Source organism: Streptomyces sp. NPDC104381, assembly GCF_055583745.1.
This window is the reverse complement of the sequence record NZ_JBVJNK010000001.1, coordinates 41,084-67,463: the sequence shown is the minus strand read 5'-3', so window position 1 is coordinate 67,463 and position 26,380 is coordinate 41,084. Positions and strand designations below refer to the sequence as shown.

Annotated in this window: 19 protein-coding genes; 9 read left to right on the top strand and 10 right to left on the bottom strand. The window is 72.8% G+C overall.

What is annotated here, in order from left to right; translation table 11 throughout:
* Positions 1 to 11 precede the first annotated feature (11 nt).
* The 5 genes from ACZ607_RS00300 to ACZ607_RS00280 all read right to left on the bottom strand — a co-directional run bounded on the left by ACZ607_RS00300 (position 12) and on the right by ACZ607_RS00280 (position 8,864).
* Positions 12 to 482 carry a hypothetical protein gene (locus tag ACZ607_RS00300; protein WP_469731805.1) on the bottom strand — a complete coding sequence of 157 codons (471 nt, stop codon included), beginning with the start codon at positions 480 to 482 and terminating at the stop codon, positions 12 to 14.
* A 102-nt stretch (positions 483 to 584) separates the two neighbouring features.
* The gene (locus ACZ607_RS00295; protein ID WP_469731803.1) at positions 585 to 4,277 is read right to left on the bottom strand and encodes an ABC transporter ATP-binding protein; all 3,693 of its coding nucleotides are present in this window, start codon (positions 4,275 to 4,277) and stop codon (positions 585 to 587) included.
* 338 nt (positions 4,278 to 4,615) lie between these two features.
* The gene (locus ACZ607_RS00290; RefSeq protein ID WP_469730226.1) at positions 4,616 to 6,298 is read right to left on the bottom strand and encodes a thiamine pyrophosphate-binding protein; all 1,683 of its coding nucleotides are present in this window, start codon (positions 6,296 to 6,298) and stop codon (positions 4,616 to 4,618) included.
* On the bottom strand, positions 6,295 to 7,263 hold the full coding sequence (gene speB, locus ACZ607_RS00285; RefSeq protein WP_099172695.1) for an agmatinase: 969 nt from the start codon (positions 7,261 to 7,263) through the stop codon (positions 6,295 to 6,297). The genes ACZ607_RS00290 and speB overlap by 4 nt, the downstream gene beginning before the upstream one ends.
* A 137-nt stretch (positions 7,264 to 7,400) precedes the next feature.
* The gene (locus ACZ607_RS00280; RefSeq protein ID WP_469730224.1) at positions 7,401 to 8,864 is read right to left on the bottom strand and encodes a sodium:solute symporter family protein; all 1,464 of its coding nucleotides are present in this window, start codon (positions 8,862 to 8,864) and stop codon (positions 7,401 to 7,403) included.
* A 115-nt stretch (positions 8,865 to 8,979) separates the two neighbouring features.
* Here ACZ607_RS00280 and ACZ607_RS00275 point away from each other — a divergent pair, with 115 nt between their 5' ends.
* A complete protein-coding gene (locus ACZ607_RS00275; protein WP_469730222.1) occupies positions 8,980 to 10,458 on the top strand; it encodes a PucR family transcriptional regulator ligand-binding domain-containing protein in 1,479 nt (492 codons plus the stop codon).
* Positions 10,459 to 10,564: 106 nt separating this feature from the next.
* Positions 10,565 to 10,975 carry a RidA family protein gene (locus ACZ607_RS00270; protein WP_469730220.1) on the top strand — a complete coding sequence of 137 codons (411 nt, stop codon included), beginning with the start codon at positions 10,565 to 10,567 and terminating at the stop codon, positions 10,973 to 10,975.
* Between the two features lie 22 nt (positions 10,976 to 10,997).
* On the opposite strand, the gene ACZ607_RS00265 is transcribed toward ACZ607_RS00270, so the two are convergent.
* Positions 10,998 to 11,846 carry a helix-turn-helix transcriptional regulator gene (locus ACZ607_RS00265; RefSeq protein ID WP_469730219.1) on the bottom strand — a complete coding sequence of 283 codons (849 nt, stop codon included), beginning with the start codon at positions 11,844 to 11,846 and terminating at the stop codon, positions 10,998 to 11,000.
* A gap of 200 nt (positions 11,847 to 12,046) precedes the next feature.
* Between ACZ607_RS00265 and ACZ607_RS00260 the strand changes: the two genes are divergently transcribed.
* Positions 12,047 to 12,988: an SDR family oxidoreductase gene (locus ACZ607_RS00260; RefSeq protein ID WP_469730217.1), complete on the top strand. Its 942-nt coding sequence runs from the start codon at positions 12,047 to 12,049 to the stop codon at positions 12,986 to 12,988.
* Positions 12,989 to 13,056: 68 nt separating this feature from the next.
* Here the strand turns inward: ACZ607_RS00260 and ACZ607_RS00255 are convergent, their stop codons facing one another.
* Positions 13,057 to 13,911 (bottom strand): alpha/beta fold hydrolase, encoded by an 855-nt coding sequence (locus ACZ607_RS00255; protein ID WP_469730215.1) that lies wholly within the window; start codon positions 13,909 to 13,911, stop codon positions 13,057 to 13,059.
* Positions 13,912 to 14,108: 197 nt separating this feature from the next.
* Here ACZ607_RS00255 and ACZ607_RS00250 point away from each other — a divergent pair, with 197 nt between their 5' ends.
* From ACZ607_RS00250 to ACZ607_RS00225, 6 genes are read left to right on the top strand one after another with little or no spacing between them, the layout of a single operon-like run.
* Positions 14,109 to 15,401: an ABC transporter substrate-binding protein gene (locus tag ACZ607_RS00250; protein ID WP_469730213.1), complete on the top strand. Its 1,293-nt coding sequence runs from the start codon at positions 14,109 to 14,111 to the stop codon at positions 15,399 to 15,401.
* Positions 15,402 to 15,432: 31 nt separating this feature from the next.
* The gene (locus ACZ607_RS00245; protein WP_469730211.1) at positions 15,433 to 16,374 is read left to right on the top strand and encodes a carbohydrate ABC transporter permease; all 942 of its coding nucleotides are present in this window, start codon (positions 15,433 to 15,435) and stop codon (positions 16,372 to 16,374) included.
* A gap of 13 nt (positions 16,375 to 16,387) precedes the next feature.
* Positions 16,388 to 17,215 carry a carbohydrate ABC transporter permease gene (locus ACZ607_RS00240; RefSeq protein ID WP_469730209.1) on the top strand — a complete coding sequence of 276 codons (828 nt, stop codon included), beginning with the start codon at positions 16,388 to 16,390 and terminating at the stop codon, positions 17,213 to 17,215.
* Positions 17,212 to 18,264 (top strand): LacI family DNA-binding transcriptional regulator, encoded by a 1,053-nt coding sequence (locus ACZ607_RS00235; protein WP_469730207.1) that lies wholly within the window; start codon positions 17,212 to 17,214, stop codon positions 18,262 to 18,264. The genes ACZ607_RS00240 and ACZ607_RS00235 overlap by 4 nt, the downstream gene beginning before the upstream one ends.
* Before the next feature lie 52 nt (positions 18,265 to 18,316).
* The gene (locus ACZ607_RS00230) at positions 18,317 to 20,251 is read left to right on the top strand and encodes a cellulase family glycosylhydrolase (RefSeq protein ID WP_469730205.1); all 1,935 of its coding nucleotides are present in this window, start codon (positions 18,317 to 18,319) and stop codon (positions 20,249 to 20,251) included.
* A 27-nt stretch (positions 20,252 to 20,278) separates the two neighbouring features.
* The gene (locus tag ACZ607_RS00225; protein ID WP_469730203.1) at positions 20,279 to 22,585 is read left to right on the top strand and encodes a glycoside hydrolase family 3 N-terminal domain-containing protein; all 2,307 of its coding nucleotides are present in this window, start codon (positions 20,279 to 20,281) and stop codon (positions 22,583 to 22,585) included.
* 19 nt (positions 22,586 to 22,604) lie between these two features.
* Here the strand turns inward: ACZ607_RS00225 and ACZ607_RS00220 are convergent, their stop codons facing one another.
* The 3 genes from ACZ607_RS00220 to ACZ607_RS00210 all read right to left on the bottom strand — a co-directional run bounded on the left by ACZ607_RS00220 (position 22,605) and on the right by ACZ607_RS00210 (position 26,280).
* Positions 22,605 to 23,942 carry an MFS transporter gene (locus tag ACZ607_RS00220; RefSeq protein WP_469731801.1) on the bottom strand — a complete coding sequence of 446 codons (1,338 nt, stop codon included), beginning with the start codon at positions 23,940 to 23,942 and terminating at the stop codon, positions 22,605 to 22,607.
* Positions 23,943 to 24,109: 167 nt separating this feature from the next.
* Positions 24,110 to 25,387, bottom strand: coding sequence for a glucarate dehydratase family protein (locus ACZ607_RS00215; RefSeq protein WP_469730201.1), 1,278 nt, complete (start codon positions 25,385 to 25,387; stop codon positions 24,110 to 24,112).
* On the bottom strand, positions 25,384 to 26,280 hold the full coding sequence (locus ACZ607_RS00210; protein WP_469731799.1) for a 5-dehydro-4-deoxyglucarate dehydratase: 897 nt from the start codon (positions 26,278 to 26,280) through the stop codon (positions 25,384 to 25,386). The genes ACZ607_RS00215 and ACZ607_RS00210 overlap by 4 nt, the downstream gene beginning before the upstream one ends.
* Between the last annotated feature and the right edge of the window lie 100 nt (positions 26,281 to 26,380).

The window sequence follows — 26,380 nt, the reverse complement described above, 5'->3', positions numbered from 1 at the left end:
CCACTCGCACCTCAGCACAAGATCCACCCGGTCGAGCCGGAGGAACCCCCGACGGAGCCGGAGGCGCGGACGCAGCGGTTCAGCGCGTGCACCGTGACCGGGCCGGCCAGCTTGGTGAAGCTGCCGCTGTCGACGACGGCCCGGCCGCCGCGCGGCTGGAGCGACACTCGCATCGCCCGGCGGGCGCCCGGCTTCTTGGCGACGGCGACGGCGCACGCGTAGGCCCGGCTCTTGTAGACGCGCAGCGAACCGGTGGAGAACGTCACCGTCTTGACCAGCCGCCCGGAGCAGGCCGACGCGGCCTGTGCGGTGGCCGGCCCGGTGGGGCCCAGCACCAGCACCAGGGCCCCGAGCAGCGGCAGGACGAGGAGCGACACCGCCGTGCGTCCGGGCCGGGCCGCCCTTGCTGAGCGCGCCTCCGGCCCCTTCGGCCCCCGTGATCTCAGCCGTCTCGTCACACCGTCACCGTTCACGCCGTCCATCTCGTCCGCCCCGTCCACCTCGTCGAACATACTGACCTTCATCAGACACATGTGCGCTCGGGTGTACGACGCGGGAGGGCGGCCTTCAGTTGCGGAGCGGCGTCACACGCCCGCCGGCGTGTCCTCCCCTATGCCCTCCCCTATGAAGGTGCGCCACAGCCGGGCGTACGTACCCTCCCTGGCCAGCAGCTCGTCGTGCGTGCCGTCCTCGGCGACCCTGCCCCGGTCCATCACCACGACCCGGTCGGCCCGGGCCGCCGTCGTCAGCCGGTGGGCGACCACCAGGGTGGTACGCCGTCCCGCCAGCCGGTCCGTGGCCTGGTTGACCTGGGCCTCACTGGCGAGGTCCAGGGAGGCGGTCGCCTCGTCGAGCAGCAGGATGTCGGGGTCGACCAGCTCGGCCCGGGCGAGCGCGATCAGCTGGCGCTGGCCGGCCGAGAGGTTGCGGCCCCGCTCGGCGACCTCGTGCAGATAGCCGCCCTCCAGGGTGGCGATCATCTCGTGCGCGCCGGCCGCCCGCGCCGCCGCCTCCACCTGGGCGTCGGTGGCCTCCGGAAGCCCGTACGCGATGGCGTCGCGGACCGTGCCCTCGAAGAGGTACGCCTCCTGCGGGACCACTCCGAGCCGGTGCCGGTACGCCGTCCTGTCCAGCAGCCGCAGGTCCGTGCCGTCCGCCGTGATCCGCCCGCCCGTCGGGTCGTAGAAGCGGGCGACGAGCTTGACCAGGGTGGACTTGCCCGCGCCCGTCTCGCCGACGAAGGCGACGGTCTGGCCGGCGGGGATCCGCAGATCGATCCCGGTGAGGGCCTCCTCCTCGTCGCCGTACGCGAAGGAGACGTCCTCGAAGGCGATGTCGCCGCGCAGCGACGTCACGTCCAGCGGTTCGTCGTGGTCGGCCGTGGAGGTCGGCTCCCGCAGGAGCTCCTGGATCCGGCCGAGGGAGACGGTGGCCTGCTGGTAGCCGTCGAAGACCTGGGAGAGCTGCTGCACGGGCGCGAAGAACAGGTCGATGTAGAGCAGGTAGGCGACCAGGGCGCCCGTGGTCAGCGTGCCGTTGTCGACCCGCCCCGCACCGACGATCAGCACGGCGGCGGCCGCGACCGAGGCCAGCAGCTGCACGAACGGGAAGTAGACCGAGATCAGCCACTGGCCGCGCACCCTGGCCTGGCGGTAGTGGTCGCTGCGCGCCGCGAACCGCTCGGCGCCGTCGCGCTCGCGCCGGAACGCCTGGACGATCCGCAGCCCGGCGACGGACTCCTGGAGGTCGGCGTTGACGACGCTGATGCGCTCACGGGCCAGCTCGTACGCCCTGACGCTCTTTCGGCGGAAGAAGAACGTGCCGACGATCAGCAGCGGCAGCGTCGCGAAGACGACCAGGGCCAGCTGGATGTCGAGGACGAGCAGCACCACCGTGATGCCGAGGAAGGTGACGACGGAGACGAAGGCGGTCACCAGGCCGGTCTGGAGGAACGTCGACAGCGCGTCGACGTCCGTGGTCATCCGGGTCATGATCCGGCCGGTCAGCTCACGCTCGTAGTAGTCGAGGCCGAGCCGCTGGAGCTGCGCGAAGATCTTGAGGCGCAGGGAGTACAGCACGCGTTCCCCGGTGCGGCCCGTCATCCGGGTCTCGCCGATCTGGGCCGCCCACTGCACGAGCACCGCGAGCAGCCCGAATCCGGCCGCCGCCCAGACGGCGCCGAGCGCCATCTTCGTGACGCCGTCGTCGATGCCGTGGCGGATCAGCACGGGCAGGAGCAGTCCCATGCCCGCGTCGACGGCGACCAGCCCCAGGCTCACCAGCAGCGCGGCCCCGAAGCCGTGCAGCAGCCTGCGCAGGCCGTACGACTTCTCGGGGCGCACCGCGCTCGCCTCGTCGATGGCGGGGGTGTCGGTGGCGGGGGGCAGCGCCTCGACCTGGGCGAGCAGCTCGGGGGTGGCGGGCATTCCGGCGGCCGCCGCGTCGCGCTGTTCGTCCTTGCGGATCCACAGCCCGGGGGTGACACCGCGTTCGGCGTCGAACTCGGCGTCGAGCTCCTCCTGGAGCGCGCGGTCGTCCTCGGGCGCCGTGGAGGCCGTGGGGCGGTGTCCGGGTGAGGTGCCGCCCAGCTCGTCGGGGTCGGTGAGCAGCCTGCGGTAGAGGGCGGAGCGGCGCTCCAGCTCCTCGTGCGTGCCGATGTCGGCGAGCCGCCCCTGGTCCAGGACGGCGATGCGGTCGGCGAGGCCCAGGGTGGAGCGGCGGTGGGCGATCAGCAGGGTGGTGCGGCCCTCCATGACCTGCGCCAGGACCTCGTGGATCTCGTGCTCGACCCGGGCGTCGACGGCCGAGGTCGCGTCGTCGAGGAGCAGGAGCCGGGGGTCGGTGAGGATCGCGCGGGCGAGCGCGACACGCTGGCGCTGGCCTCCGGAGAGGGTGAGCCCGTGCTCCCCGACCTTGGTGTCGTAGCCCTCGGGCAGCTCGGAGATGAAGCCGTGCGCCTGGGCGGCGCGGGCGGCCCCTTCGATCTGCTCCTGGGTGGCGCCGGGGTATCCGTACGCGATGTTGGCGCCGACGGACTCGGAGAAGAGGAAGCTGTCCTCCGGTACGAGCCCGATCGCGGCCCGCAGCGACTCCTGGGTCAGCTCACGGACGTCGTGGCCGCCGACCAGGACGGCGCCGTGCGACACGTCGTAGAAGCGGGGCAGCAGGAGCGAGACGGTGGACTTGCCGCTGCCCGAGGCGCCGACGACGGCGACGGTCTCGCCCGGCTCGATGGTGAGGGAGAAGCCGTCCAGGACGGGGCGGTCCTCCTCGTAGCCGAAGCGGACGTCGTCGAACTCGACGCTCGCGGGGGCGTCCGCCGGGAGGTGCTTGGTGCCGTCCGCCATGGACGGTTCGGTGTCGATCAGCTCCAGGACGCGCTCCACGCCGGCGCGTGCCTGCTGGCCGACGGTGAGGACCATGGCGAGCATCCGGACCGGGCCGACGAGCTGGGCGAGGTAGGTGGAGAAGGCGACGAACGTGCCGAGCGTGATCTCGCCCCGGGTGGCGAGCCAGCCGCCGAGGGCCAGCATGGCGACCTGGCCGAGCGCGGGGACGGCCTGGAGCGCCGGGGTGTAGCGGGAGTTCAGCCGGATGGTGCGCAGCCGGCCCGCGAAGAGCCTGCGGCTGACCTCGCGGAGCTTGCCGGTCTCCTGTTCCTCCTGGCCGAAGCCCTTGACGACCCGGACCCCGGAGACCGCCCCGTCGACCACTCCGGCGACGGCGGCGGCCTGGCTCTGGGCGTACCAGGTGGCGGGGAAGAGGCGGACCCTGGAGCGGCGGGCGATGAACCACAGGGCGGGGGCGACGGCCAGCGCGATGAGGGTCAGGGGCAGCGAGAGCCACGCCATGATCCCCAGGGAGATCAGGAAGAGCAGGATGTTCCCGATGGTCATCGGGAGCATGAAGAGGAGGCTCTGGATGAGCTGGAGGTCGCTGGTGGCCCGTCCGACGACCTGCCCGGTGGAGAGCTCGTCCTGCCGCCTCCCGTCGAGCCGGGTGATGGTGTCGTACATCTCGGTACGCAGGTCGTACTGGACGTCCAGAGCGAGCCGGCCGCCGTAGTAGCGGCGGACGAAGGTGGCGGCGTAGACGAGGACGGCCGCCCCGATGAGCAGGCCGGTCCACACCGCGAGGGAGCGGGTGTGGCTGCCGACGACGTCGTCGATGATGACCTTGGTGATGAGGGGGACGAGCGCCATCACGGCCATGCCGGCCACGGAGGAACCCAGCGCCAGCACGACGTTGCGCCGGTAGCGCCACGCGTACGCGGTCAGCCGCCGGCCCCACCCGGGCCCGCTCCCCTGCTCGGCGCCCTGCCGTTCCGTGCCGGGCCGCTCCGCGCCGGGTTTGCCCGCGCTCCGTTTCTCCGCGTCCTGCTTCTCCGCGTTCTCCGCGCCCACCCGTGCCTCCTGCTTCGCCCCGTTGCCGCGCCTGGTCCTGCCGCATGTCTCCAACGCGGCCAGCTGCGGATTTCATCCTCCCGCAACAATTCTCGGCCGATGGGCGGAACCGGAGGACCGGTGGTCCTAGGACCATGGCGGGGCACGGGGAGGGCGGGGCAGGACGGACGGCGGCGGCGGACGGGGCCGGCCGCCGCCGCGCGGGGGCCCGTCTACAGGTGCGTCGGCTCGAACATCTTCAGCAGGGCCGGGAGCACCACCACCGACGGGCCCGGCGCCGCCAGGGCCTTGCCGAGGTCGGCGGCGAGGGTCTCCGGGCTCGTACGGACCGCGGGGACACCGAAGGACTCGGCGAGGGCGACGAAGTCCGGGCGGGACAGCTCGGTCGCGGTGGCCTCGCCGAAGGCGCCGGTCATGTACTCCCGCAGGATGCCGTAGCCCCCGTCGTCGACGATCAGCCAGGTCACGGGCAGGTCGTACTGGCGCACGGTGGCGAGCTCGGCGATCGAGTACATCGCGCCGCCGTCGCCGGAGACCGCGAGCACCGGCTTCGTCGGGTCGGCCGCGGCCGCGCCGATCGCGGCGGGGAAGCCGTAGCCGAGCCCGCCGGCGCCCTGCGCCGAGTGCATCGTGTTCGGGTGGCGGGCGTCGAAGGCGGACCAGGCCCAGTAGGCGAGGATCGTCATGTCCCAGAAGCTGGGCGAGGTGTCGGGCAGCGCCTCGCGGACGGAGGCCAGCACCTGCTGCTCCAGGGTGAGGTCCTGTGCCGCGATGCGCTCGTGGACCCGCTCCAGCAGCTCCCGGACGCGCTCGGCCGCTGTGGCGTCCTCGCGGCGCTCCACCGTCTCCAGCAGGTCGGCGAGGGCCTCGCGGGCGTCGGAGTGGATGCCGAGGGCGGGGTGGTTGGACTCCAGCTTCCCGGCGTCGGCCTCGATCTGGACGACCCGGCCGCGCGGGGCGAACGTGTGGTAGTTCGAGGAGAGTTCGCCCAGCCCCGAGCCGACGACCAGCAGCACGTCGGCGGACTCCAGGAAGTCCGTGGTGTGCCGGTCCTCCAGCCAGGACCTGAGCGAGAGCGGGTGCTCCCAGGGGAAGGCACCCTTGCCGCCGAAGGTGGTGACGACCGGGGCGTCGAGCTTCTCGGCGAGCGCGCGCAGCTTGCCGGAGGCGTCGGAGCGTACGACTCCGCCGCCCGCGATGATCGCCGGACGCTCGGCGTGGGAGAGCAGGTGGGCCGCGGCGATGGTCAGCTCGGGTCGCGGGTACAGCTCGCGCGGGGTGGCGTCGAGCGCGCTGACCACGGGCAGGACGGTCTCGGCGAGCAGCACGTCCTGCGGGACCTCCACCCAGACCGGGCCGTGCGGGGCGGTCAGCGCGGACTCCCAGGCGGCGGCGATCGCGGACGGGATCTGCGAGGCGGTGCGCACGGTGTGCACGGACTTCACGATGTCGCGGAAGGATGCCTTCTGGTCGCGGAGTTCGTGGAGATAGCCGTGGCGTCCGCCGCCGAGCCCGGCGGTGGGGATCTGGCTGGAGATCGCCAGCACGGGCGCGGACGCGGCGGCCGCCTCCTGGAGCGCGGCCAGGGAGGTCAGGGCGCCGGGCCCGGTGGAGAGGAGCAGGGGCGCCACCTCGCCGGTGATCCGGCCGTAGGCGTCGGCGGCGAAGCCCGCGTTGTTCTCGACGCGCAGTCCGACGTACGAGAGGGAGGAGCGGCGCAGCGCGTCGAACATGCCGAGCGCGTGCTGTCCCGGCAGCCCGAAGACGGTGGTGGCGCCGAGCCCTTGGAGGGTCTCGACGACCAGGTCGCCGCCGTTGCGTCCGGGCGGCGGGTTCAGGGCCGCCTCGGCCTGCGCGGCGGTGAGCTGCGGCCGGTCGTCGTGGTCGTGACTCACTGGGTGCGGCCCTCCGCGATCTGGCGGGACATGATCGTCGTCAGCTCGTACGCCGTGTGCGAGGCGGCGACGGAGGTGATCTCCGCGTGATCGTACGCCGGGGCGACCTCGACCAGGTCGGCCGAAACGAGGTGGCAGGAGGAGAGCCCGCGCAGGATCTCCAGGAGCTCGCGCGAGGTGAGGCCGCCGGCCTCGGGGGTGCCGGTGCCGGGGGCGTGCGCCGGGTCGAGGACGTCGATGTCGATGGAGATGTAGAGCGGGCGGTCGCCGATGCGCTGCCGCAGCTGGTCGGCGATCTCATCGACGCCGCGCCGCATGACGTCGGCGGAGGTGACGATGCCGAAGCCCATCTTGGCGTCGTCGGTGAGGTCCTGCTTGCCGTACAGCGGGCCCCGGGTGCCGACGTGGGAGAGCGCCTCGGTGTCGAGGATGCCCTCCTCGACGGCCCGGCGGAACGGCGTGCCGTGGGTGTACTCGGCGCCGAAGTAGGTGTCCCAGGTGTCGAGGTGGGCGTCGAAGTGGAGCAGGGCGACGGGGCCGTGCTTCTTGGCGACGGACCGCAGCAGGGGCAGCGCGATGGTGTGGTCGCCGCCGAGCGTCATCAGCCGGGCGCCGGTGGAGAGCAGGTCGTCGGCGGCGGCCTCGACGGTCTCGACGGCCTCGTTGATGTTGAAGGGGTTGGCGGCGATGTCACCCGCGTCGGCGACCTGGGCGAGGGCGAACGGGGAGGCGTCCTGCGCCGGGTTGTAGGGGCGCAGGAGGCGCGAGGCCTCCCGGATCGCGTTGCCGCCGAAGCGGGCGCCCGGCCGGTAGGAGACCCCGCTGTCGAAGGGCACGCCGACGACGGCGACATCGGCGGAGCCGACCTCGTCGAGCCGCGGCAGCCGGGCGAACGTCGCGGGTCCGGCGTACCGCGGGACGCGGGAGGAGTCGACGGGGCCGCGCGGCGCTTCGTTGCTGCTCATGGGTCCGGGTGCCTTTCGTTGTGCCATGCACGCCTTGTGGGCGTTCATACGGTATTCAGTCTGCCAGGGCCGGTTCGGGCCCCCGCGTCGGTGACGGGTGGGACGTGGCCGGTCGGTCTCCGGCCGGGTGGTGGTGGTCAGACGCTGACCGGGTCCGGGGTGGCCGGCTCCTCGGTCCCGCGCCCGGCCAGGCGCTCGCGCCAGGCGGTCAGCACCACCGGGTCGGTCGGCTTCGTGGCCAGCGAGACGACGACGTACACCGCGAGGGAAGCGAGCAGGCCGTAGTAGACGGGCTGGTTGGCGAGGATCCCGTAGGCGCCCATCAGCCCGATGACCGCGACGCCACCGACGGCCACGGCCGCGAGGGCCCCCGCCGCGGTGCCCCGGCGCCAGAGCAGTCCGCCGAGGATCGGCACCAGCAGCCCGCCGACCAGCAGGTTGTAGGCGACGGTCAGCGCCTCGACGACGTCGTTGAGCGCGATGGCGATCACGATGACGGCGACGCCCATGATGAGGATGAAGGCACGGTTCCCCTTCACCTCGTCGCGTTCCCCTCCGCCCTCCTTGGCGACCACGCCCCGCAGCCGCGACCAGATGTCGTTGTTGGCGACGGTCGCGCAGGCGATCAGGGCTCCGGAGGAGGTGGACATCACCGCGGCGAGCGCGGCGGCCAGCACCAGTCCCCGTACGCCGACCGGCAGTTCGTCCTTGACGATCGTGGCGAAGGCGGCGTCGGCGCTGGGCAGCTTCGGGTACATCACCTTGGCGGCCGTGCCGATGACGGCTCCGGCGACGGCGTAGACCAGACAGTACGTACCGGCGACGGTGCCGCCCCAGCGTGCCGTGCTGTCGCTGCGGGCGGTGAACACGCGCTGCCAGATGTCCTGGCCGATCAGCATGCCGAAGGTGTAGATCAGGACGTACGTGAAGATCGTCTCGCCGCCGATGCCCAGCGGGTCGAAGTACTCCGTGGGCAGCTTCGCCTTCATCTCGCCGAAGCCGCCGGCCTTGATCACGGCGATCGGCAGGAGCAGCAGCAGGACGCCGATGGTCTTGACGACGAACTGCACCATGTCGGTGATCGTGATCGACCACATCCCGCCGAGCGTCGAGTACGCGACGACGATGGTGCCGCCCAGGATGATCGCCACGGTCCGGTTCACGTCGAACAGGACGTCGAAGATGGTGGCGTACGCGATGGTCGAGGTGACCGCGAGCATCAGCGTGTACGCCCACATGACGACGCCGGAGATGACCCCGGCCCGGCCGCCGTAGCGCAGGTCGAGCATCTCGGAGACGGTGTAGACCTTCAGCCGGGCGATGCGCGCGGAGAAGAAGACGGACAGGGCGAGCAGCCCGAGGCCGATCGTGAAGACCATCCAGGCGCCGGAGAGCCCGTACTGGTAGCCGAGGCCCACGCCGCCGATCGTCGAGGCGCCGCCGAGGACGATCGCGGCCATGGTGCCGGAGTACATCCAGGGGCCGAGCCGCCGGCCGGCGACCAGGAACTCGCTCTTGGACCTGGCGCGGCGCATGCCCCACCAGCCCATGGCGAGCATGCCGGCCAGATAGACGACGATCACGGCGTAGTCGACAGCCATGGGCTTCCCTCCGTTCCACGCGTTCAACAGGTTCGTGAAGACGGTAGGTGGCCGGAAGCCGACGCTGAAGTGTACGTTTCCTCCATCATCACCCCGTCGAATGGATGGATCATCCATGCCGGACTCCCCCGCCGGGCCTCCCTCCCCGCCCGTCCCGCTGGCCGAGCTGCTGGCCCGGGAGGAGCTCGGGCTGCACCGGATCGCCGGTCCCGAGCAGGCGGATCTGCTGTGGGTGCACACCTCGGAGATGGCCGACCCGTATCCGTATCTGCTCGGCGGTGAGCTGCTGCTGACCGCCGGGGTGCAGCTCACGGACCCGGACACCTATGTGGCCCGGCTGGTGCAGGCGGGGGCGGCGGCGCTCGGCTTCGGGGTGGCACCGGTGTACGACACGGTTCCGGCCGCCCTGGTCGAGGCGTGCGACCGGCACGGGCTGCCGCTGCTGGAGGTGCCGCCCGAGACCCGCTTCACCGCGGTCGCCCGGGCGGTGTGGCGGCTCATGGCCGAGGCGCGCCACCGCGAGCTGCGCCGGGTGACCCGCGCGCAGCAGGCCCTGGCGACGGCGGCCGCCCGCCCGGACCCGGTGCCCGCGGTGCTGCGGCAGCTCGCCGTCCAGCTGGAGGGGCGGGTCGCGCTCCTCACGGCGGACGGCGGGGTGCTGCACGCGGCGGGCGGGCGTCCGGCGCCGGACGTGCAGACGGCACTGGCCCGGCTGGCCCGGGTGGTGGCCCCCGGGGCACCGGCCTCCCCCGGGCGTCAGCCGAGCCCCGCCTCGGCGACCGACACCCGGGGCGGCGCCCATCTCTTCGCGTACGCGCTGGGCGGCGGGCAGGGGCTGGCCCTCGTCCTGGCGACACCCCGGCGCGACTTCGGCGACCACACCGTCGCGGGCATCGCCGTCGTCCTGCTCTCCCTGCTGACCGCCCCGCACCAGGGCGCCGACGCCGCTGGCCGCTCGGCGGCGCTCGTACGCCTGCTGCTGGGCGCGGCCCCTCAGGACGTGGCCCCGCTGCTGGGCGACGACGCCCCCTGGACGGTGGTCCAGGCCCGCCGCGCCGACGGCACCCCGGCCGGTCCGCTGAACGCCGGGGCGCTCGGTGCCGCCCTGGGCTCCGCCCTCTCGGACGTGGACCGCGAGACCGTACGGGTCCTGCTCCCCGGCCCCCACGAGGCGGTCACCCCGCAGCCCGGCTGGACCCTCGGCGTCTCCGGGCCCGCCCCGGTCTCCGCCCTGCCCGACGCCGACACCCAGGCGTCCCGCGCCCTGGGCCACGCGGAGGCGACCCGCGCCCCGCTGTCCACCCACCGCCCCGGCACCGGAGGCCTGGCCGCCCTGATCCCGCCCGACCGCGCCGAGGCCCACGCCCGCACCCTGCTGGCCCCCCTCACCGCACCCCTGGCCGAGACGCTGCGCTGCTGGCTGAGCCTCCACGGCAGCTGGGACCGCACGGCGGTCGCCCTCAAGGTCCACCGCAACACGGTCCGCCAGCGCATCGCCCGGTGCGCGGCGCTGCTGGACGCGGACCTGGACGACATGGACGTACGGACGGAGCTGTGGTTCGCGCTGCGGGCGGGCGGCTCCGCCCCCGAGTGAGGCCCGCCCCGGAAGCGGCGGAAAACGGGGAGCCACCGAGGCGCGGCCCCTGTGAGGATGGGGCGTCCGCCCCGCCCTCCCCGCCCCGAAGAAGGACGTGAAGCCCATGCCCCGCGCCGTCACGCTCATCCGTTCCACCGCCCTGTCCGACGTGGCCGAGTACGCCTACGCCGCCACCGCACCCGCCGACGCACGGCTGATCTTCCTCGCGGGGGCGTGCCCGCTGGAGGAGGACGGGTCGACGGCGGCGGTCGGCGACTACGCGGGGCAGGCGGCGAAGGCCCTCGACAACATGAGGACCGCGCTCGCCGCGGCGGGGGCCGGTCTGGAGGACGTCATCAGTACGCGCGTGCTGGTGGCCTCCACGCGGCAGGAAGACCTGGTGACCGCCTGGCAGGTGGTCCGGGACGCGTTCGGCGACCACGACGTCCCGAGCACGCTGCTCGGCGTCACCGTCCTCGGCTACGCCGACCAGCTCGTCGAGATCGAAGGCGTCGCCGCCGTACTCGACTCCTGATCCGGGTCACGGCCCCGGCGGGTCAGCGCACCGCCTGCGGCCCGAGCACCGCCAGCAGGCGCAGCCTGTCGTGGCTCTCGCTCCCCGGGACCGCGGTGTAGACGAGCAGGCGGTGCGACCGGTCCGGGTCGAGGAGCGTCTGGCAGGTGAGTTCGAGGGCGCCGACCTCCGGGTGGAGGAAGCGCTTGACGTGCTGGGGGCGGACGCCGACCTCGTGCGTGTCCCACAGGGCGCGGAACTCGTCGCTCCGCGTGAGCAGCAGCTCGGCGTAGTGCGCGGCCCGGGAACCGGGGCCCCGGAGAGCGGTCGCCTCACGCAGGCCGGACGCGAACATCCGGGAGAGGAACGCGTGGTCCGCCGGGGCGTGGAGCTCGCGCGTGGCCGGGTCGGTGAACCAGCGGTAGCCGATGCTGCGCGCCGGGCCCGTGTACCGGGTCGTGTCGCCCGTGAGGGCTGCGCCGAGGGACGTCTGCCGCAGGGTCTCCCCGAGCTCGGTGACGACCTCCGCGGGGGTGTCGTCCAGCCGGTCGAGGATGCGCAGCAGGCCGGGGCTGATGTGCTCGTCGGCGGCGCCCGTGCCCCGTACGGGCGGGGCGTGGCCGGCGAGGCGGAACAGATGGTCCCGCTCGTCGAGGGAGAGGTGCAGCCCTTGCGCCATCGAGGCGATCATCGGCTCGGAGGGCTGCGGGCCGCGCTCCCGCTCCAGCCTGGCGTAGTAGTCGGTCGACATGTGGCAGAGCTCGGCGACCTCCTCGCGGCGCAGCCCGCTGGTGCGTCGCCGCTGTCCGCGCGGCAGGCCGACGTCCTCGGGTTGCAGCAGCTCCCGGCGGCGGCGCAGGAACGCCGCGAGCCCGGCCCGGTCGATCTCCATGCGCGCTCTCCCTCCCGTACGGATCCTTTCTAACGCGCGCACCGGTGCTTATCCACGGATCGCCGATCCCCCGGTACGGCGGCGTCGCGGGTCGAGGCGCAGCCGCGCCGTATCAGTGGATCGGGAGTCCCTGGATAGGTCCGGTCGTCGGAGTCACGGTGGAGGGAAGGACATCGTCAGGGAGTGCAGGGAGTACGCACATGTCACGCCAGGACATCGACATCACCGTTCCCGACCTGACCGGTCGGCGCGCCGTCGTCACCGGGGCGAGCGACGGGATCGGCCTCGGCATCGCCATGCGCCTGGCCGCCGCCGGCGCGGAGGTCGTCATGCCGGTCCGCAATCCGCGTAAGGGCGAGGAGGCGGCCGCCAGGATCCGGGAGCGGACCCCCGGCGCGGACGTCTCGCTGCGGGCGCTCGACCTCTCCTCGCTCGCCTCCGTCGCGGAGCTCGGCCGGAGTCTGCTGGAGGAGGACCGCCCCGTCCACCTGCTCGTCAACAACGCCGGCGTCATGACCCCGCCCGACCGGCAGACGACGGCCGACGGCTTCGAGCTGCAGTTCGGCACCAACCATCTGGGCCACTTCGCCCTGGTCAACCACCTGCTGCCCCTGCTGCGCGCCGGCCGGGCCCGGGTGACGTCCCAGATCAGCGTCGCGGCGAACCGTCACGCCATCAACTGGGACGACCTGAACTGGGAGCGTTCCTACAACGGCATGCGCGCCTACAGCCAGTCGAAGATCGCCTTCGGTCTCTTCGGCCTCGAACTCGACCGGCGCAGCGAGGCGGCGGGCTGGGGCATCACGAGCAACCTCGCGCACCCGGGGGTGGCGCCCACGAGCCTGCTCGCCGCCCGCCCCGAGGTCGGCCGCGCCGACGACACCCTGGGCGTGCGCGTGATCCGCGCCCTGTCCGCCCGGGGCCTCGTCGTCGGGACGGTGCGCACGGCCCAGCTGCCCGCCCTCCACGCCGCCACGTCACCCGACGCCGTGGGCGGCGGGTTCTACGGGCCGAGCGGGCCCGGGCACCTGGGCGGCCCTCCGGCTGAGCAGGCGCTGTACGGCCGTCTGCGCGGCACCGAGGACGCGCGGCGTGTCTGGGAGATCTCCGAGGAGCTCGTGGGCGTCCGCTCCTGGGCCTAGGGCGTGTCCTGAACGCCCCGCCTGCCCGGCGGGGCGTTCGGCGCAGGCCGGATCCCCGGGCCGTCGGTTCAGTTCCCCGCCAGGCTCGCGAGCACCTCCGCGGCGGCCTTCGGGTGGACCAGCCAGTGCAGGTGGCTTCCCTCCAGCGTCCGTACGTCGAAAGGGTTGTCGGGGGTCAGCGCGTCGGCCTCGCGGATCATGCGGTCCTGCACGGCGGGCGGCACGCTGGTGTCGGCTGCCAGGCGCACATAGGTCCGGGGGATCCGGCCCCAGGTCGCGGCCTGTGCCCGGTCGTCGGGCGTACCACCGTCGAGGCTCTCGTCGGGCTGGAAGGTGTTCAGGAAGGTCCGGAACTCGTCGTCGGTGAGGTCGGCGGCGAACGCCTGCTTGAACGCGTCGAGCGTCGCGGGGTCGGCGGTGCGGAAGTTGGTGCGGAGCAGGCCCAGTTCGGCCGGGTTCCCGACGAGTGCGGCGGCGAAGCCTCCCGGGTCGACGTCCGCCATCTCGGGCTCGGCGTAGTAGCCGGCCACGTCCAGATCGACCGGGCACCAGGCCGAGACGTAGACGATGCGGTCGATCAGCTCGGGCCGGGTGTTGGCGACGACGGTGGCCGTGAGGCCGCCCCTGCTGTGGGCGACGAGGACGGTGGGTCCGTTCCGCTTGGCGCGTTCGAGGACTTCGGTCACGCGGGCCACGTTGTCCGCGAGCGTGACGCCCTTGATGCTCCCCGGTGCGGCGGCGAGGGCGTCGAGGTCCTGCGGGGCCTGGTAGGCCGCCGGGAAGGTCGCCCCGAAACCGTGGCCGGGGAGGTCGAGGGCGGCCGACCGGTGTCCCAGCAGGGCGAGTTCGGCTTGCAGCGGTGCGAACGAGAACGAGTTCGCGAAGGCCCCGTGGACCAGGACGAAGGTCGGCAGATTCTGCATGCCTCACCCTCCAACAGAACGATCTTCGGATCAATACCTTTGTCGCGGCCACCCCTTCACCCCCGCCCGAAATGTCGGGCCTTCCAGCATGTGCAACCGGGGGTTGACCGTTCCGCCGCGCGCCCCTAAGTTTCTCGCAACCTGCTGGTACATCGATTAACCACCCTGGTTCCCGTCCTGGTTGGAGACATCCCGCTGTGCGCTCACCCCTGAGTCGGCGCGGTTTCCTGGCCGCTGGTTCCGGCCTCGCCGCCGCTACCGCGCTCCCCGCAATGTCCGGCTGTTCCACGCTCGCCTCGGCCGATTCCGACCCCGGCACGCTGCTCGTCCACACCCAGCTCGGGACCACCGCGCCGGGCTCCGCCACGTACACCGCCGTCGTGAAGGCGTTCGAGAAGGAGAACCCGGGGATCCGGGTCAAGAACCTCGTCAACGGCGACGACCTCCCCCAGGTGTACGAGACCTCACGGCTGGCCCGTAAGGAGCCGGACGTCGTCATGGTCAACCTGTACGACAAGACGCTGGCCTGGACCGATGTCGGCGCCACCCTCGATGTGAAGGGCTATCTCGACGACTGGGGGCTGCGCGACCGCGTCCTGCCCGCCGCCCTCATGGAGTGGACCGACGGCAAGGGCAGGCTCCGCGCCTTCCCGTACTTCGCCACCAACTGGCCCGTCGCCTACAACACCCATCTGCTCGACCGGGCCGGCGTCGGCTCCGTCCCCACCACCGGGGACCAGCTCATCGGCGCCGCGCGGAAGCTGCGGGCCAAGGGGATCGCGCCGGTCACCGTCGGCGGCAACGACTGGACGGGGCAGAAGCTGCTCGCCCAGATCATCCAGACCTTCCTCACCCCCGAGGAGGCCCGGCAGGTCTACACGACCGGGGACTTCAGCGGTAGCCGGGGAGCGCGGGCCGGCATCGACTACTTCGTGACGCTGCGGGACGCCGGTGTCTTCGCCGACAAGGCGCAGGGGCTGACCTCCGACACGATGACCACGCAGTACAACACGGAGGCGGCGGCCATCCAGTCCGCGATGTCCTCCGCGCTGGCCAAGGTCCCCGCGAAGGCGGCCGGGCACACCGAGATCGGCGGCTGGCCGCTGGCGCCGGGCGCCGCCCACGAGAAGCCGACCATCCTGCGCTCGTACACCCTGATCGGCTTCTGGGTCAGTCCCAACGGTGCCAGGAAGATCTCCCACGTCGAGAAGTTCCTCCGGTTCATGTACCGCCCCGACGTGGTGTCGCGCTTCATCACCGAGAGCGGCCGGGACATGGCGCTCGTGACGGACACGGTCAGCAAGGACTTCCCCCTGGTGGCCGAGGCCCAGCAGCTCGGCGACCGGGTCGGCCAGGCGCTCCTGCCCGACCTGTACGTCCCCCCGACGGCCACCCAGCCGCTGATCACCGCGACCAGCACCGCCTTCACCCGGGGCACGAGCGCGGCCTCCGTCCGCTCCGCCCTGGAATCCGCCTACCGCACGGCCTGATCCGCGCGCCCGAGTCCTTGCGAGTCCTCCTATGACGATGCTCTCGTCCGCCCCGGGCGGGGCCTCGGTCCACGGGCCGGCCCCCGTCCCGCCGTCCGCCTCCACCACCAGGCGCCGTACGCAGGGCGGCACCGTCCTCGCCGTGCCCGCGCTGGTCTGGTACCTCGTCTTCATGGTCGGCCCGCTGGTCGCCATCTTCGTCATCGCGGCCCTGCACTGGCCCGGGATGCTCCAGCCGGTCTCCTTCGCCGGGACCGGCAACGTCCGCGCCGTGCTGGCCGACCCGGTCTTCCTGGACGCGGTGCGCAACACGGCCGTACAGCTCGCCGTGGCGCTGCCGCTGATGATCATCGGCGCGTACATGCTCGGCTACTACGTCGCCCAGAAGCCGCCGGGCCACCGTGTGCTGCGGTATCTGCTCTTCATCCCCGGGCTGATCTCCACCCCGGCCAAGGCGATGGTGTTCTACGCGGTCCTCTCCCCGGACGGCCTGCTCAACGGGGCGCTGGACACGGTGGGGCTGGGCTCGATGACCGACGCCTGGCTCGCCTCGCCGTCCACCGCGCTGGCCTCCCTCATCGTCCTCGACGTGTGGAGCGGCATCGGGTTCACCGCCGTCCTGTTCGCCGCCCGGCTCGGCAGCGTCCCGGACGAGATCGGCGAGGCGGCGCAGCTCGACGGCGCCGGGCACTGGCGGGCCATGTGGCGCATCCACTTCCCCGTCATCCGGGACTTCGTGGGTGTCGTGACGATGCTCCAGTTCCTCTGGACGCTGTTCGGCTCCGCGCAGAACGTCCTGCTGCTGACCCAGGGCGGCCCCGGCAGCTCGTCGACGACGCTGTCCTTCCTCGTCTACCAGAAGGCGTTCATCGCGGCCGACCTCGGCTACAGCCAGACCGTCGGCGTGGTCCTCTTCCTGGTCGGCCTGGCCGGGCTGCTGACCATCCGTCGCGTCTTCCGCCAGAACTACTGATCGGAGCGGTCCCATGAAGTTCGGAAGGTCCTGGCTGCCGGCGCACATCTTCGCCTGGCTGTACATGGTGCTGCTGGTCGTCCCCCTCTACTACCTGCTGGTCTCGGCGTTCAAGACGAACGACCAGATCTTCGGCAGCCCGTTCTCCCTGCCCACCTCGCTGTCCACGGCCAACTTCACCGAGTCGTTCTCCTCCGCGCACCTCGGCCCGGCGATCCTCAACTCGATGCTGGTGACCGCGCTGGCGCTGGTGCTCACGCTGGCCCTCGCGATACCGGCCGCCTTCGCCATCGCCCGTACGGAGGGACGCGTCGGGGCCCTGGTGGAGCGGGTGTTCTCGCTCGGCTTCCTGATCCCCACGTTCGCCGCGCTGTTCCCCACGTTCCTGCTGGCCGCCGCCACCGGGCTGTTCCACACCCGCGCCTTCATGGTGCTGTTCCTGCCGGCCACGGCGATGCCGCTGTCCGTCGTCATCCTGGTGCAGTTCATGCGGACGATCCCGCGCGAGATGGAGGAGGCGGCGCGCATGGACGGGGCGTCCACCTTCGCCGTGCTGCGGCACGTCTACACCCCGATGTGCATGCCGGGCATCGCGACGATCCTGCTGCTGAACTTCCTGACGTTCTGGAACGAGTACCTCTACTCCCTCGTCATCATCGGCCCCGACCCGGACCTGCGGACCGTGCAGGTCGCCCTGCCCACGCTCAAGTCCCTCACCGGTACGGACTACGGCATCCTTACGGCGGGCACGGTGCTGACCCTGGTCCCGGTCTGGGCCGTCTACACCGTGCTCCAGAAGCGGATGCAGCAGGCTCTCGTGAGCGGGGCGGTGAAGATGTGAACAAGCGTCTGGAGGGTCGTACGGCTGTACGGCCCACGATCAAGGCGGTGGCCGCCGCCGCGGGGGTCTCGACCGCGGCGGTCTCGCAGGCCGTCAACGGCACCGGCCGGATCTCGGAGGCCACCCGCCGCCGGGTCCTGGACGCGGCGAGCGAACTGGGCTGGTCCCCCAGCGCCTCCGCGACGGCACTGCGCCGGGCCCGTACCCGTACGATCGCGCTCGTCGTCCGGCGGCCCACCGATGTGCTGGGCTCCGACCCGCACTTCAGCGAGCTGATCACCGGTCTGGAGGGCGAGCTCGCGCCGCGTGGTTACGGTCTGCTGCTCCACCTGGTCGCGGACATCGGCCAGGAGAGCGCGCTGTACGAGCGGCTGGTCGCGGAGGGCCGGATCGACGGTGCCGTGCTGACCGACGCCCGCGCCGACGACCCGCGCCCGGAGCTGCTGCGGGGCCTCGGACTGCCCGCCGTCCTGCTGGGCTCCCCCGACGCCGGGTCGCCCGTGCCCAGGGTGGGGCTCGGGCAGCAGGGGGCGGGCATACGGGAGGCGGTCGCCCATCTGCTGGAGCTCGGCCACCGGCGGGTCGCCTACATCGCGGGCCCGTCCGAACTGCTGCACACCCGGCTGCGGCTGGCCGCCTTCGAGGAGTCGCTCGCCGAGGCGGGGCTGCGGCCCGTCGCCGTACGGCACAGCGACTTCACCGAGCGGGCCGCCGTCGAGGTCACCGAGGAGCTGCTCTCGCTGCCCGACCGGCCGACGGCTCTGGTCTTCCCCAACGACTCCATGGCCGTCTGCGGCATCGGCACGGCGCAGCGCGCCGGACTCCGGGTGCCCGGCGACCTGTCGGTGGTCGGTTACGACAACCTCCCGCTCGGCCGCTGGGTCCACCCCCGGCTCACCACCGTCGACCAGCAGGTGCAGCGCGTCGGTGCCGCCGCCGCCCGCACCCTGCTCGCCGGCTGCGGGGAGGACGTGCCCCCACCGGTGCTCGACGGCCGCCCCCGCCTGGTCGTACGGGAATCGACCGGCCCGCTGACCTCCCCGACCTGAACCCGCCGCATCCCCGGCACCCCCCGCACAGCGAAGAGGACCCAGAAACACCATGCGACGCCACAGCGCCCAGCTCACCCACGACTCCGCCGTCCTCCCGTGGCTCGGCGCCAACTTCTGGTCCCGCACCGGCGGTCCGCTGATGTGGCGGAACTACGAGCCGAAGACGGTGCGCGAGGAGCTGGCCGTGCTCCGGGAGCACGGTCTGAACATGACCCGGTCCTTCTTCTACTGGCCCGACTTCCACCCGGAGCCGGGACGGATCGACGAGGAACTCTGCGACCGCTTCCGTGACTTCCTGGACGCCCACCACGAGCTGGGCATGGGCACGGTCCCCACCTTCATCGTCGGCCACATGTCGGGTGAGAACTGGGACCCGGCGTGGCGCGGGGACCGCGATCTCTACGAGGACGTGTGGCTCGTCGGCCGGCAGGCGTGGTTCGTCTCCCAGATGACCCGCCGCTTCAAGGACCACCCGGCCGTCACGGGCTGGCTGATCACCAACGAGATGCCCGGCTACGGCCGGATCTACCAGGTCGACCCCCCGTCGAGCGATGTCGTCACCGCCTGGGCGCAGTTCATGTGCGACGCGGTGCGCGCGGCCGGCGGCACCCAGCCGGTGTCGCTCGGCGACGGCGCGTGGGGCATCGAGGTGACCGGCCGCGACAACGGCTTCTCGCTGCGGGAGACCGCCGAGTACGTCGACTTCGTCGGCCCGCACGTCTACCGCTCCGACACGGACCGGCCGCGCCAGCACTACCGGGCCGCCTTCGAGTGCGAGCTGGCCGCCGTCACCGGCCAGCCGGTCGTCCTGGAGGAGTTCGGGCTCTCCACCGACGTCGTCTCCGCCGCGAACGCCGGGATCTTCTACCGGCAGACCCTGCACAACTCGCTGCTCGGCGGGGCCACCGGCTGGATGGCCTGGAACAACACGGACTACGACGACCTGTGGGACCAGTCGCCGTACGACCACCACCCCTTCGAGATGCACTTCGGGATCACCGACGGCGCCGGGCGCCCGAAGGAGCCGCTGCGTGAGCTGGCCGCCTTCGCGAAGGTCCTGGAGCGGGTCGACTTCCCGCGCTGCCGCCGCACCGACGCCGACGCGGCCCTCGTGGTGCCGGCCTTCCTGGAGCGCGGCTACCCGTACAGCCGGCCCGCCGACCGCCCGCTGATCTTCACCTCGCTGCACCAGGGCTATGTGGCGGCGCGCGGCGCCGACCTGCCGGTGGCGTTCGCCCGGGAGGCCGACGGGCTGCCGGACGACGCCTCGCTGTACCTGCTGCCGTCGACCCGCCAGCTGACCACCCGCACCCGGCGCGCACTGGAGCGCCGGGCGAGGGAGGGCGCCACGGTGTACCTGTCGTTCTGCTCGGGCGAGTACCCGACGACCCGGGGGCCCTGGTTCCACGACCTCGACGGGCTGTTCGGGGTGGAGCTCCAGCTGTCGTACGGGGTCGCCGAACCGATCGAGGACGACGTCCTGGAGATGACGTTCACCGAGGACTTCGGCTCGATAGCCGCCGGTGAGGTGCTGACCTTCCCGGTCGCGGGCAACGAGGACAGCCGCGCCTACCTGCCCGTCGTCCCCGAGGGCGCACGGGTCGTCGCCACCGACGCCCACGGCCGCCCGGCGCTCCTGCGGTACGAGACGGGCGCGGGCCGCACGGTCCTGGCCACGTATCCGCTGGAGCACATGGCGGCCCGTACGGCGCGTGCCAACCCGGAGCAGACCCACCGGCTGTACGAGGCGCTCGCCGAACTGGCCGGTGCCGCGCGCCCGGTGACCGTCCCCACCCCGTACGTCAGCGCCGACACCCTGGTCCGCGAGGACGGCACGCGGTTCGTGTGGCTGGTGAGCCAGTCCGGCGAGGAGCTGACCGTACGCCCGTCGGCGGACGGGGAGCTGCGCGAGCTGACCGGCGGTGACCCGGTGCGGGACGTGACCCTCGCCCCGTACGGCGTGCGCGTCCTCGAACTGCGCTGACCGCCCGACCCCTTGAGGAGCCGACCGATGTCCGAGCCCCTGTTCCGCGATGCGGAGGCGCCCGTCGACGACCGGGTGCGCGATCTGCTGTCGCGCATGACGCTCACCGAGAAGGTGGGCCAGGTCAACCAGCGGATGTACGGCTGGGACGCGTACGAGCGCACCCCGTCCGGCCACCGGCTGACCGACGCGTTCCGCGCGGAGGTGGCGGCCTGTGACGGCATGGGCGCGCTGTACGGGCTCCAGCGCGCCGACCCGTGGTCCGGGGTGACGGCGGAGACCGGCATCGGCGCGGCGGACGGGGCGCGGGTCTCGGACGAGGTGCAGCGGTACGTCGTCGAGAACACCCGGCTCGGTATCCCCGTCCTGCTGGTCGAGGAGATGCCGCACGGTCTCCAGGCCCTGGACGGGACGGTGCTGCCGGTGAACCTGGCGGTCGGCGCCACCTGGAACCCGGAGCTGTACGAGGAGGCCGCGGCGGCCGCCGCCGGGCAGCTCCGGGCGCGCGGCGGCCATGTGGCGCTGGTGTCCGCGCTCGACCTGGTGCGGGATCCGCGCTGGGGCCGCGCGGAGGAGTGCTTCGGGGAGGACCCGTATCTGGCGGCGCGGTTCACCGAGGCGCTGGTGCGGGGTGTGCAGGGGCCGGCCGGGGACCGCATCGGGCCGGACCGTGCGGCCGTCGTGCTCAAGCACTTCGCCGGGCAGGGAGCCACGGTCGGCGGACGCAACAGCGCGGCCACCGAGCTGGGCGCGCGGGAGCTGCACGAGATCCATCTCGTGGCGGCGCTGGCGGGCGTACGGGCCGGAGCCGCGGGCGTCATGGCCGCGTACAACGAGTTCGACGGCGTGCCGTGCGCGGGCAACCACCACCTGCTGACCGGGATCCTGCGGGACCGGTGGGGCTTCGACGGCCTGGTGATGGCCGACGGGCTCGCGATCGACCGGCTGGTGCGGCTGGCGGGCGATCCGGTGGCGGCCGGGGCGATGGCGCTGCGGGCCGGCACCGATCTGAGCCTGTGGGACGACTGCTACCCCAGGCTGGCGGAGGCGGTCCGGCGGGGGCTGGTCGAGGAGTCCACGCTCGACAGGGCGGTCGGACGCGTCCTCGCGCTGAAGTTCCGCCTCGGCCTCTTCGAGCGCCCGTACACCGGCGTCCGGGAGGCGGACCCCGCGCGCGTGGAGCGGATCGGCGAGCGTGTCGCCCGTGAGTCGGTCACCCTCCTCGCGCACGACGGGGTGACGTTGCCGCTGGCCGGCCGCCGCATCGGGAGGGTCGCGGTCATCGGGCCGAACGCCGACTCCGTGCCGCAGCAGATCGGCGACTACACCGCGCCGCAGCGGCCCGGCACGGGCAGCAGTGTGCTCGCCGGTCTCCGGGCCGCGGCGCCCGAGGGCACCGAGGTCACGTACGCCCGGGGCTGCGGCCTCGTCGGCGGCGACCGGTCGGAGGTGCCCGGGGCGGTGGCGCTGGCGGCGGACGCCGATGTGGCGGTGCTGGTCCTCGGCGGGTCGAGCGCACGGGAGTCCGGTGCGCGTTTCGACGCCAACGGCGCGGCCGTCGTCACCTCCGGGAACCCGGTGGAGATGACGTGCGGCGAGGGCGTCGACCTGGCCGGACTCGCCCTGCCGGAAGGGCAGTCGGCCCTGCTGGACGCGGTCGCCGCGACCGGGACCCCGGTGGTCGTGGTCCTGGTCCAGGGCCGGCCGCACGCCCTGGAGGACCTCACGGGCAGGGCGGCGGCGGTGCTGAGCGCCTGGTACCCCGGCCCGTGGGGAGGCGGGGCGGTCGCGGACGTGCTGTTCGGCGCGGCGGAACCCCAGGGCCGGCTGCCCGTCTCCGTGCCCCGCTCGGCGGCCCAGCTCCCGGTGTTCTACAACGGCAAGGACCACGGCTACCGGGGTTACGTCGACCAGCCCGCCACGCCCCGCCATCCGTTCGGCCACGGACTGTCGTACACGACGGTCGACTACGGCACGCCCCGGCTGTCCCTGCCGTCCGTGGCGGTGGACCGCTTCGACGGCGGGGCGCGCCCGCTGAGCTGCACGGTCCGCCTCACCAACACGGGCGGCAGGCCGGTGCGGGAGACCGTCCAGCTCTACGTACGCCGGGTGCTGGGCGGGACCTCCTGGCCCCGGGTGCGCGAACTGCGCGGCTTCGTCCGGGTGGAGCTGGCGCCGGGCGGGAGCACCGAGGTCACCTTCCCGCTGGAGGCGCGGACCCTCGCCTCGTTCACGTACGCGGGTGAATGGGCCGTGGAGCCGGGCGAGTTCGCGGTGGAGACGGGGCCGTCCTCCCTGGGCACCCGCGCGGCCCGGCTCACGGTGACGACGTAGACCGCCGTCACCCCGCCCCTCAGGCCGCCCCCGGCTCCACCCGCACGGTCCGGGCCGTGCCGGGGGGCGCCTCCTCCGGCGCGGGTGCCGCGAGCCCCTTCGACGTACGGACGCGGACACGGTCGTTACGGCCGCCGCCCCGCACCAGCAGCACGCTCAGGGCGGCCAGGAAGCCGACGACGGTGAGGCCGACGAGCCCGCCCTTCGTGGAGCCGGTGGTGTCCTCGATGATCCCGAAGGCGGTGGGCGCGACGAACCCCCCGAGGTTTCCTATGGAGTTGATCAGCGCGATGCCGGGGGCGGCCGCCCGGGCGTCGAGGTAGCTCTGCGGGATCGTCCAGAAGACGGGCGAGGCGGGCTTGAAGCCCACGGCGGCCAGACAGAGCGCGCCCAGACCGACCCAGGGCGAGACGAAGACCGCGAGCAGGGTGCCGCAGCCGCCGATGAGGAGCAGGGCCACCAGGACCGGCCGCCGTTTGCCGATGCGGTCCGAGATCCGCCCGCTGACGTACACGGCGGCGATGGCACAGATCCACGGCACGGATGTCAGGAAGCCGACCTGGAGGTCGCTCAGGCCGCCGATGTCGTCGACGATCGAGGGCAGCCAGAACGTCACCGCGTACAGGGCGACGTTGATCGCGAAGTAGATCCACAGGAAGAGCAGCATCTGGGGGTCGGCGAGCAGCTTCCAGCGGGAGACGCGGGCCTTGGTGCCGCGCAGGGCGTCCCGGGCGTCCTGTTCGGCGTCGATGGCGGTGACGAGGCCGGCCTTCTCCTCGTCGGTCAGCCAGGTCGCCTGCTCGATGCCTGAGTCGAGGTAGCGGTAGACGACGAAGCCGAGGACGACGGAGAAGACGCCCTCGACGAAGAACATCCACTGCCAGCCGGAGTGGCCCCAGAGTCCGTGCATCTCCAGCAGCGCCCCGGAGACGGGGCCCACGACGACGGTCGCGGTGCCGGATCCCATCAGGAAGACCGAGGTGGCCCGTCCGCGGTGGGAGTCGGGCAGCCAGCGGCTGAAGTAGTAGATGACGGCCGGGAAGAAGCCGGCCTCGGCGACGCCGAGCAGGAAGCGCAGCGCGTAGAACATGCCGGGGCTGTTGACGAAGGCCATCGCGGTGGCGACGACGCCCCAGCTGATCATGATGCGGGTGAGCCACACCTTGGCCCCGAACCGCTCCATCAGCATGTTGGAGGGGACCTCGAAGATGGCGTACGCGATGAAGAAGATGCCCGCGCCGAGCCCGAACGCGGCGGCGGACAGCCCCACGTCCGCGCGGAGCTGGTCCTGGGCGAAGCCGAGGTTGACGCGGTCCATGTAGTTCGCGACGAACATCACGAAGAAGAGGGGCACCACACGGCGGAAGATCTTGCGGATCGCCGACCGGACGGCCGGCGGGTGCTGGACTTCGGGGGTGGGGGGAGCTGCGGGCACGAGCGGCACTCCTTTGTGCGGCCGGACCGCCGACGCTCGCGCGGCGGCGGCTGCCCACCGACGGACGCGGTGGGAGCGAGGGGGGACGGTTACCAGCGCGGCACGGACGGGGTCGTCCACCGCGGGTCGGTGACGCGCATCGCGGCCGCGTCGTCGCGGTCCTTGTACGTGCCGTCGTCGTCGAGCCACCGCTGGTGGAGGTGTGCGAGCCGGTCGCGGTCGAGTTCGACCCCGAGGCCGGGGGCGTCGGAGACGGCGACCCTGCCGCCGTCGAAGGTGAGCCGCTCGGTGAGGACGTCCTCCGACTGCCAGGGGTAGTGGGAGTCGCAGGCGTGGTGGAGGTTGGGGACGGTCGCGGCCACCTGGGTCATGGCGGCGAGGCTGATGCCGAGGTGGGTGTTGGAGTGCATCGACACCCCGACACCGAACGCACGGCAGATGGCGGCCAGTTGCTGGGTGTTGCGGAGGCCGCCCCAGTAGTGGTGGTCGGAGAGGACGACCTGCACGGCGCCCTGGGTGAAGGCGTCCTCGATCTCGTCGAACGTCGTCACGCACATGTTGGTGGCGAGCGGTACGCCGGACTTCGCGGCGACCTCGGCCATGGCGGGGACACCGGTCGCCGGGTCCTCCAGGTACTCCAGGACGTCCCGGAGCTCCTCGGCCACCCGGAGGGAGGTCTCCACGGACCACGCGCCGTTGGGGTCGAGCCGCAGCGGGTGGCCGGGGAAGGCGGTGGCGAGCGCCTTGACCGCGGCGATCTCCTCGTCCGGGGGGAAGACGCCGCCCTTGAGCTTGAAGGAGGTGAAGCCGTAGCGCTCGGTGAAGGTGCGGGCCTGCTCGACGATCCCGGCGGGGTCGAGGGCGGCGCCCCACGGGTCGTCGTCGCCCCCGGACCGCTTGTAGAAGAGGTAGGCGCTGTACTCGACGGCGTCGCGCACCTTGCCGCCGAGCAGCGCGTGCACGGGCAGGCCGAGCGCCTTGCCGAGGGCGTCGAGGCAGGCGACCTCGAAGGCGGAGACCACGGAGAGGCGCAGCTTGTCGGCGGTCTGGACGCCGCGCAGCCCGCCCACGTCGACCTGGCCGGTGACACGGGAGGCGTCGACGGCGACCTCGTCGGCCGCGCCGAACAGGCCGTTGAGGTCGCTGACCTGGCGGCCGACGAGCCGCTCGGCGAGGGGCCGGGCCAGCTCCAGGTACTTGGTGTCGCCGTAGGTCTCGCCGAGGCCGGTGGTCCCGTCGGCGGTGACCACCTCCACGATCAGGCGCGGGGTGTAGGGCTGGTGGATGCCCGCGGTGTTCAGGAGCGGCGGGTCCGCGACCAGGATCGGGGTCAGGGTCACGTCCGTGATGGTGAGGTCGCGGGTCACAGGGAGGCTCCTACGAGGTCGAGTCCGGTGCTGAGCAGGGTCGTGAGATCGGCCAGATCGGCGGCCGAGGGGTCGGTGAGCGGGGCGCGCACCGGGCCCACGGGGAGTCCGCGCAGCCGGGCCGCGGCCTTGACCAGCGAGACGGCGTATCCGGGGACGCGGTCACGGAGTTCGACGAGGGGCACGTAGAAGTCGCGCAGCAGCGTGTCGACCGTGCCGGCGTCCCCGCCGCGCAGGGCGGTGAAGAAGGCGTCGGCGATCTCGGGGGCGAAGGCGTGGACGGCGGAGGAGTAGGCCGGGACGCCGACGGTGGCGTAGGCCCTGGCCTGGATCTCCGCGGTGGCGGCGCCGTTGAAGAACAGGAAGCCGTCGGGGGCGGCGAGGGTGAGGCGCTGGAGGCGGTCGAGGTCGCTGTGGCCGTCCTTGACGCCGATGACGCCGGGGATGCGGGCGATGCGGCGGAGCGAGTCGGCGGTGTAGGCGACCTGGCCGCGCTGGTAGGCGATGAGCGGGAGCCGGGTGCGGCCGGCGATGTGCTGGAGCTGGGCGACCAGCCCGTCCTGCGGGGCCGCGGTGAGGTAGTGCGGCAGGACGAGAAGGGCGTCGGCCCCCGCCTCCTCGGCGATACGGGCGAACCGGGCGGCCTGCGCCCAGCCGTAACCGGTGCCCGCCACGACCGGGAGGCGGCCGGCGGCCTCCTCGACGGTGATGGAGACGACCTGCCGGTACTCGTCCTCGTCCAGGGAGAAGAACTCACCGGTGCCGCAGGCCGGGAAGACGGCGCCGGGGGCGGCGGCGAGGCGCTCCGCCACATAGCCGCGGAAGCCCTCCGGGTCGAAGGATCCGTCCGGGTGGAAGCTGGTCAGCGGGAAGGACAGCACACCGTCCGCCATCCCGCTCCGCAGCCGTCGCGCCACGTCCGCGGCGGCCTCCGTGCCGGTGTCGAGACTCACGTCATCTCCCTATGTAGACGTTATCCATGTATGAGGATGG

Excerpts from the sequence above, each read along its gene's own strand:
- ACZ607_RS00230 (WP_469730205.1), top strand. The coding sequence starts at position 18,317 with ATGCGACGCCACAGCGCCCAGCTCACCCACGACTCCGCCGTCCTCCCG.
- ACZ607_RS00240 (WP_469730209.1), top strand. The coding sequence starts at position 16,388 with ATGAAGTTCGGAAGGTCCTGGCTGCCGGCGCACATCTTCGCCTGGCTG.
- ACZ607_RS00245 (WP_469730211.1), top strand. The coding sequence starts at position 15,433 with ATGACGATGCTCTCGTCCGCCCCGGGCGGGGCCTCGGTCCACGGGCCG.
- ACZ607_RS00265 (WP_469730219.1), bottom strand. The coding sequence starts at position 11,846 with ATGGAGATCGACCGGGCCGGGCTCGCGGCGTTCCTGCGCCGCCGCCGG.
- ACZ607_RS00270 (WP_469730220.1), top strand. The coding sequence starts at position 10,565 with ATGCCCCGCGCCGTCACGCTCATCCGTTCCACCGCCCTGTCCGACGTG.
- ACZ607_RS00280 (WP_469730224.1), bottom strand. The coding sequence starts at position 8,864 with ATGGCTGTCGACTACGCCGTGATCGTCGTCTATCTGGCCGGCATGCTC.
- ACZ607_RS00255 (WP_469730215.1), bottom strand. The coding sequence starts at position 13,911 with ATGCAGAATCTGCCGACCTTCGTCCTGGTCCACGGGGCCTTCGCGAAC.
- ACZ607_RS00225 (WP_469730203.1), top strand. The coding sequence starts at position 20,279 with ATGTCCGAGCCCCTGTTCCGCGATGCGGAGGCGCCCGTCGACGACCGG.
- ACZ607_RS00260 (WP_469730217.1), top strand. The coding sequence starts at position 12,047 with ATGTCACGCCAGGACATCGACATCACCGTTCCCGACCTGACCGGTCGG.
- ACZ607_RS00275 (WP_469730222.1), top strand. The coding sequence starts at position 8,980 with ATGCCGGACTCCCCCGCCGGGCCTCCCTCCCCGCCCGTCCCGCTGGCC.
- ACZ607_RS00210 (WP_469731799.1), bottom strand. The coding sequence starts at position 26,280 with ATGGCGGACGGTGTGCTGTCCTTCCCGCTGACCAGCTTCCACCCGGAC.
- speB (WP_099172695.1), bottom strand. The coding sequence starts at position 7,263 with ATGAGCAGCAACGAAGCGCCGCGCGGCCCCGTCGACTCCTCCCGCGTC.
- ACZ607_RS00300 (WP_469731805.1), bottom strand. The coding sequence starts at position 482 with ATGGACGGCGTGAACGGTGACGGTGTGACGAGACGGCTGAGATCACGG.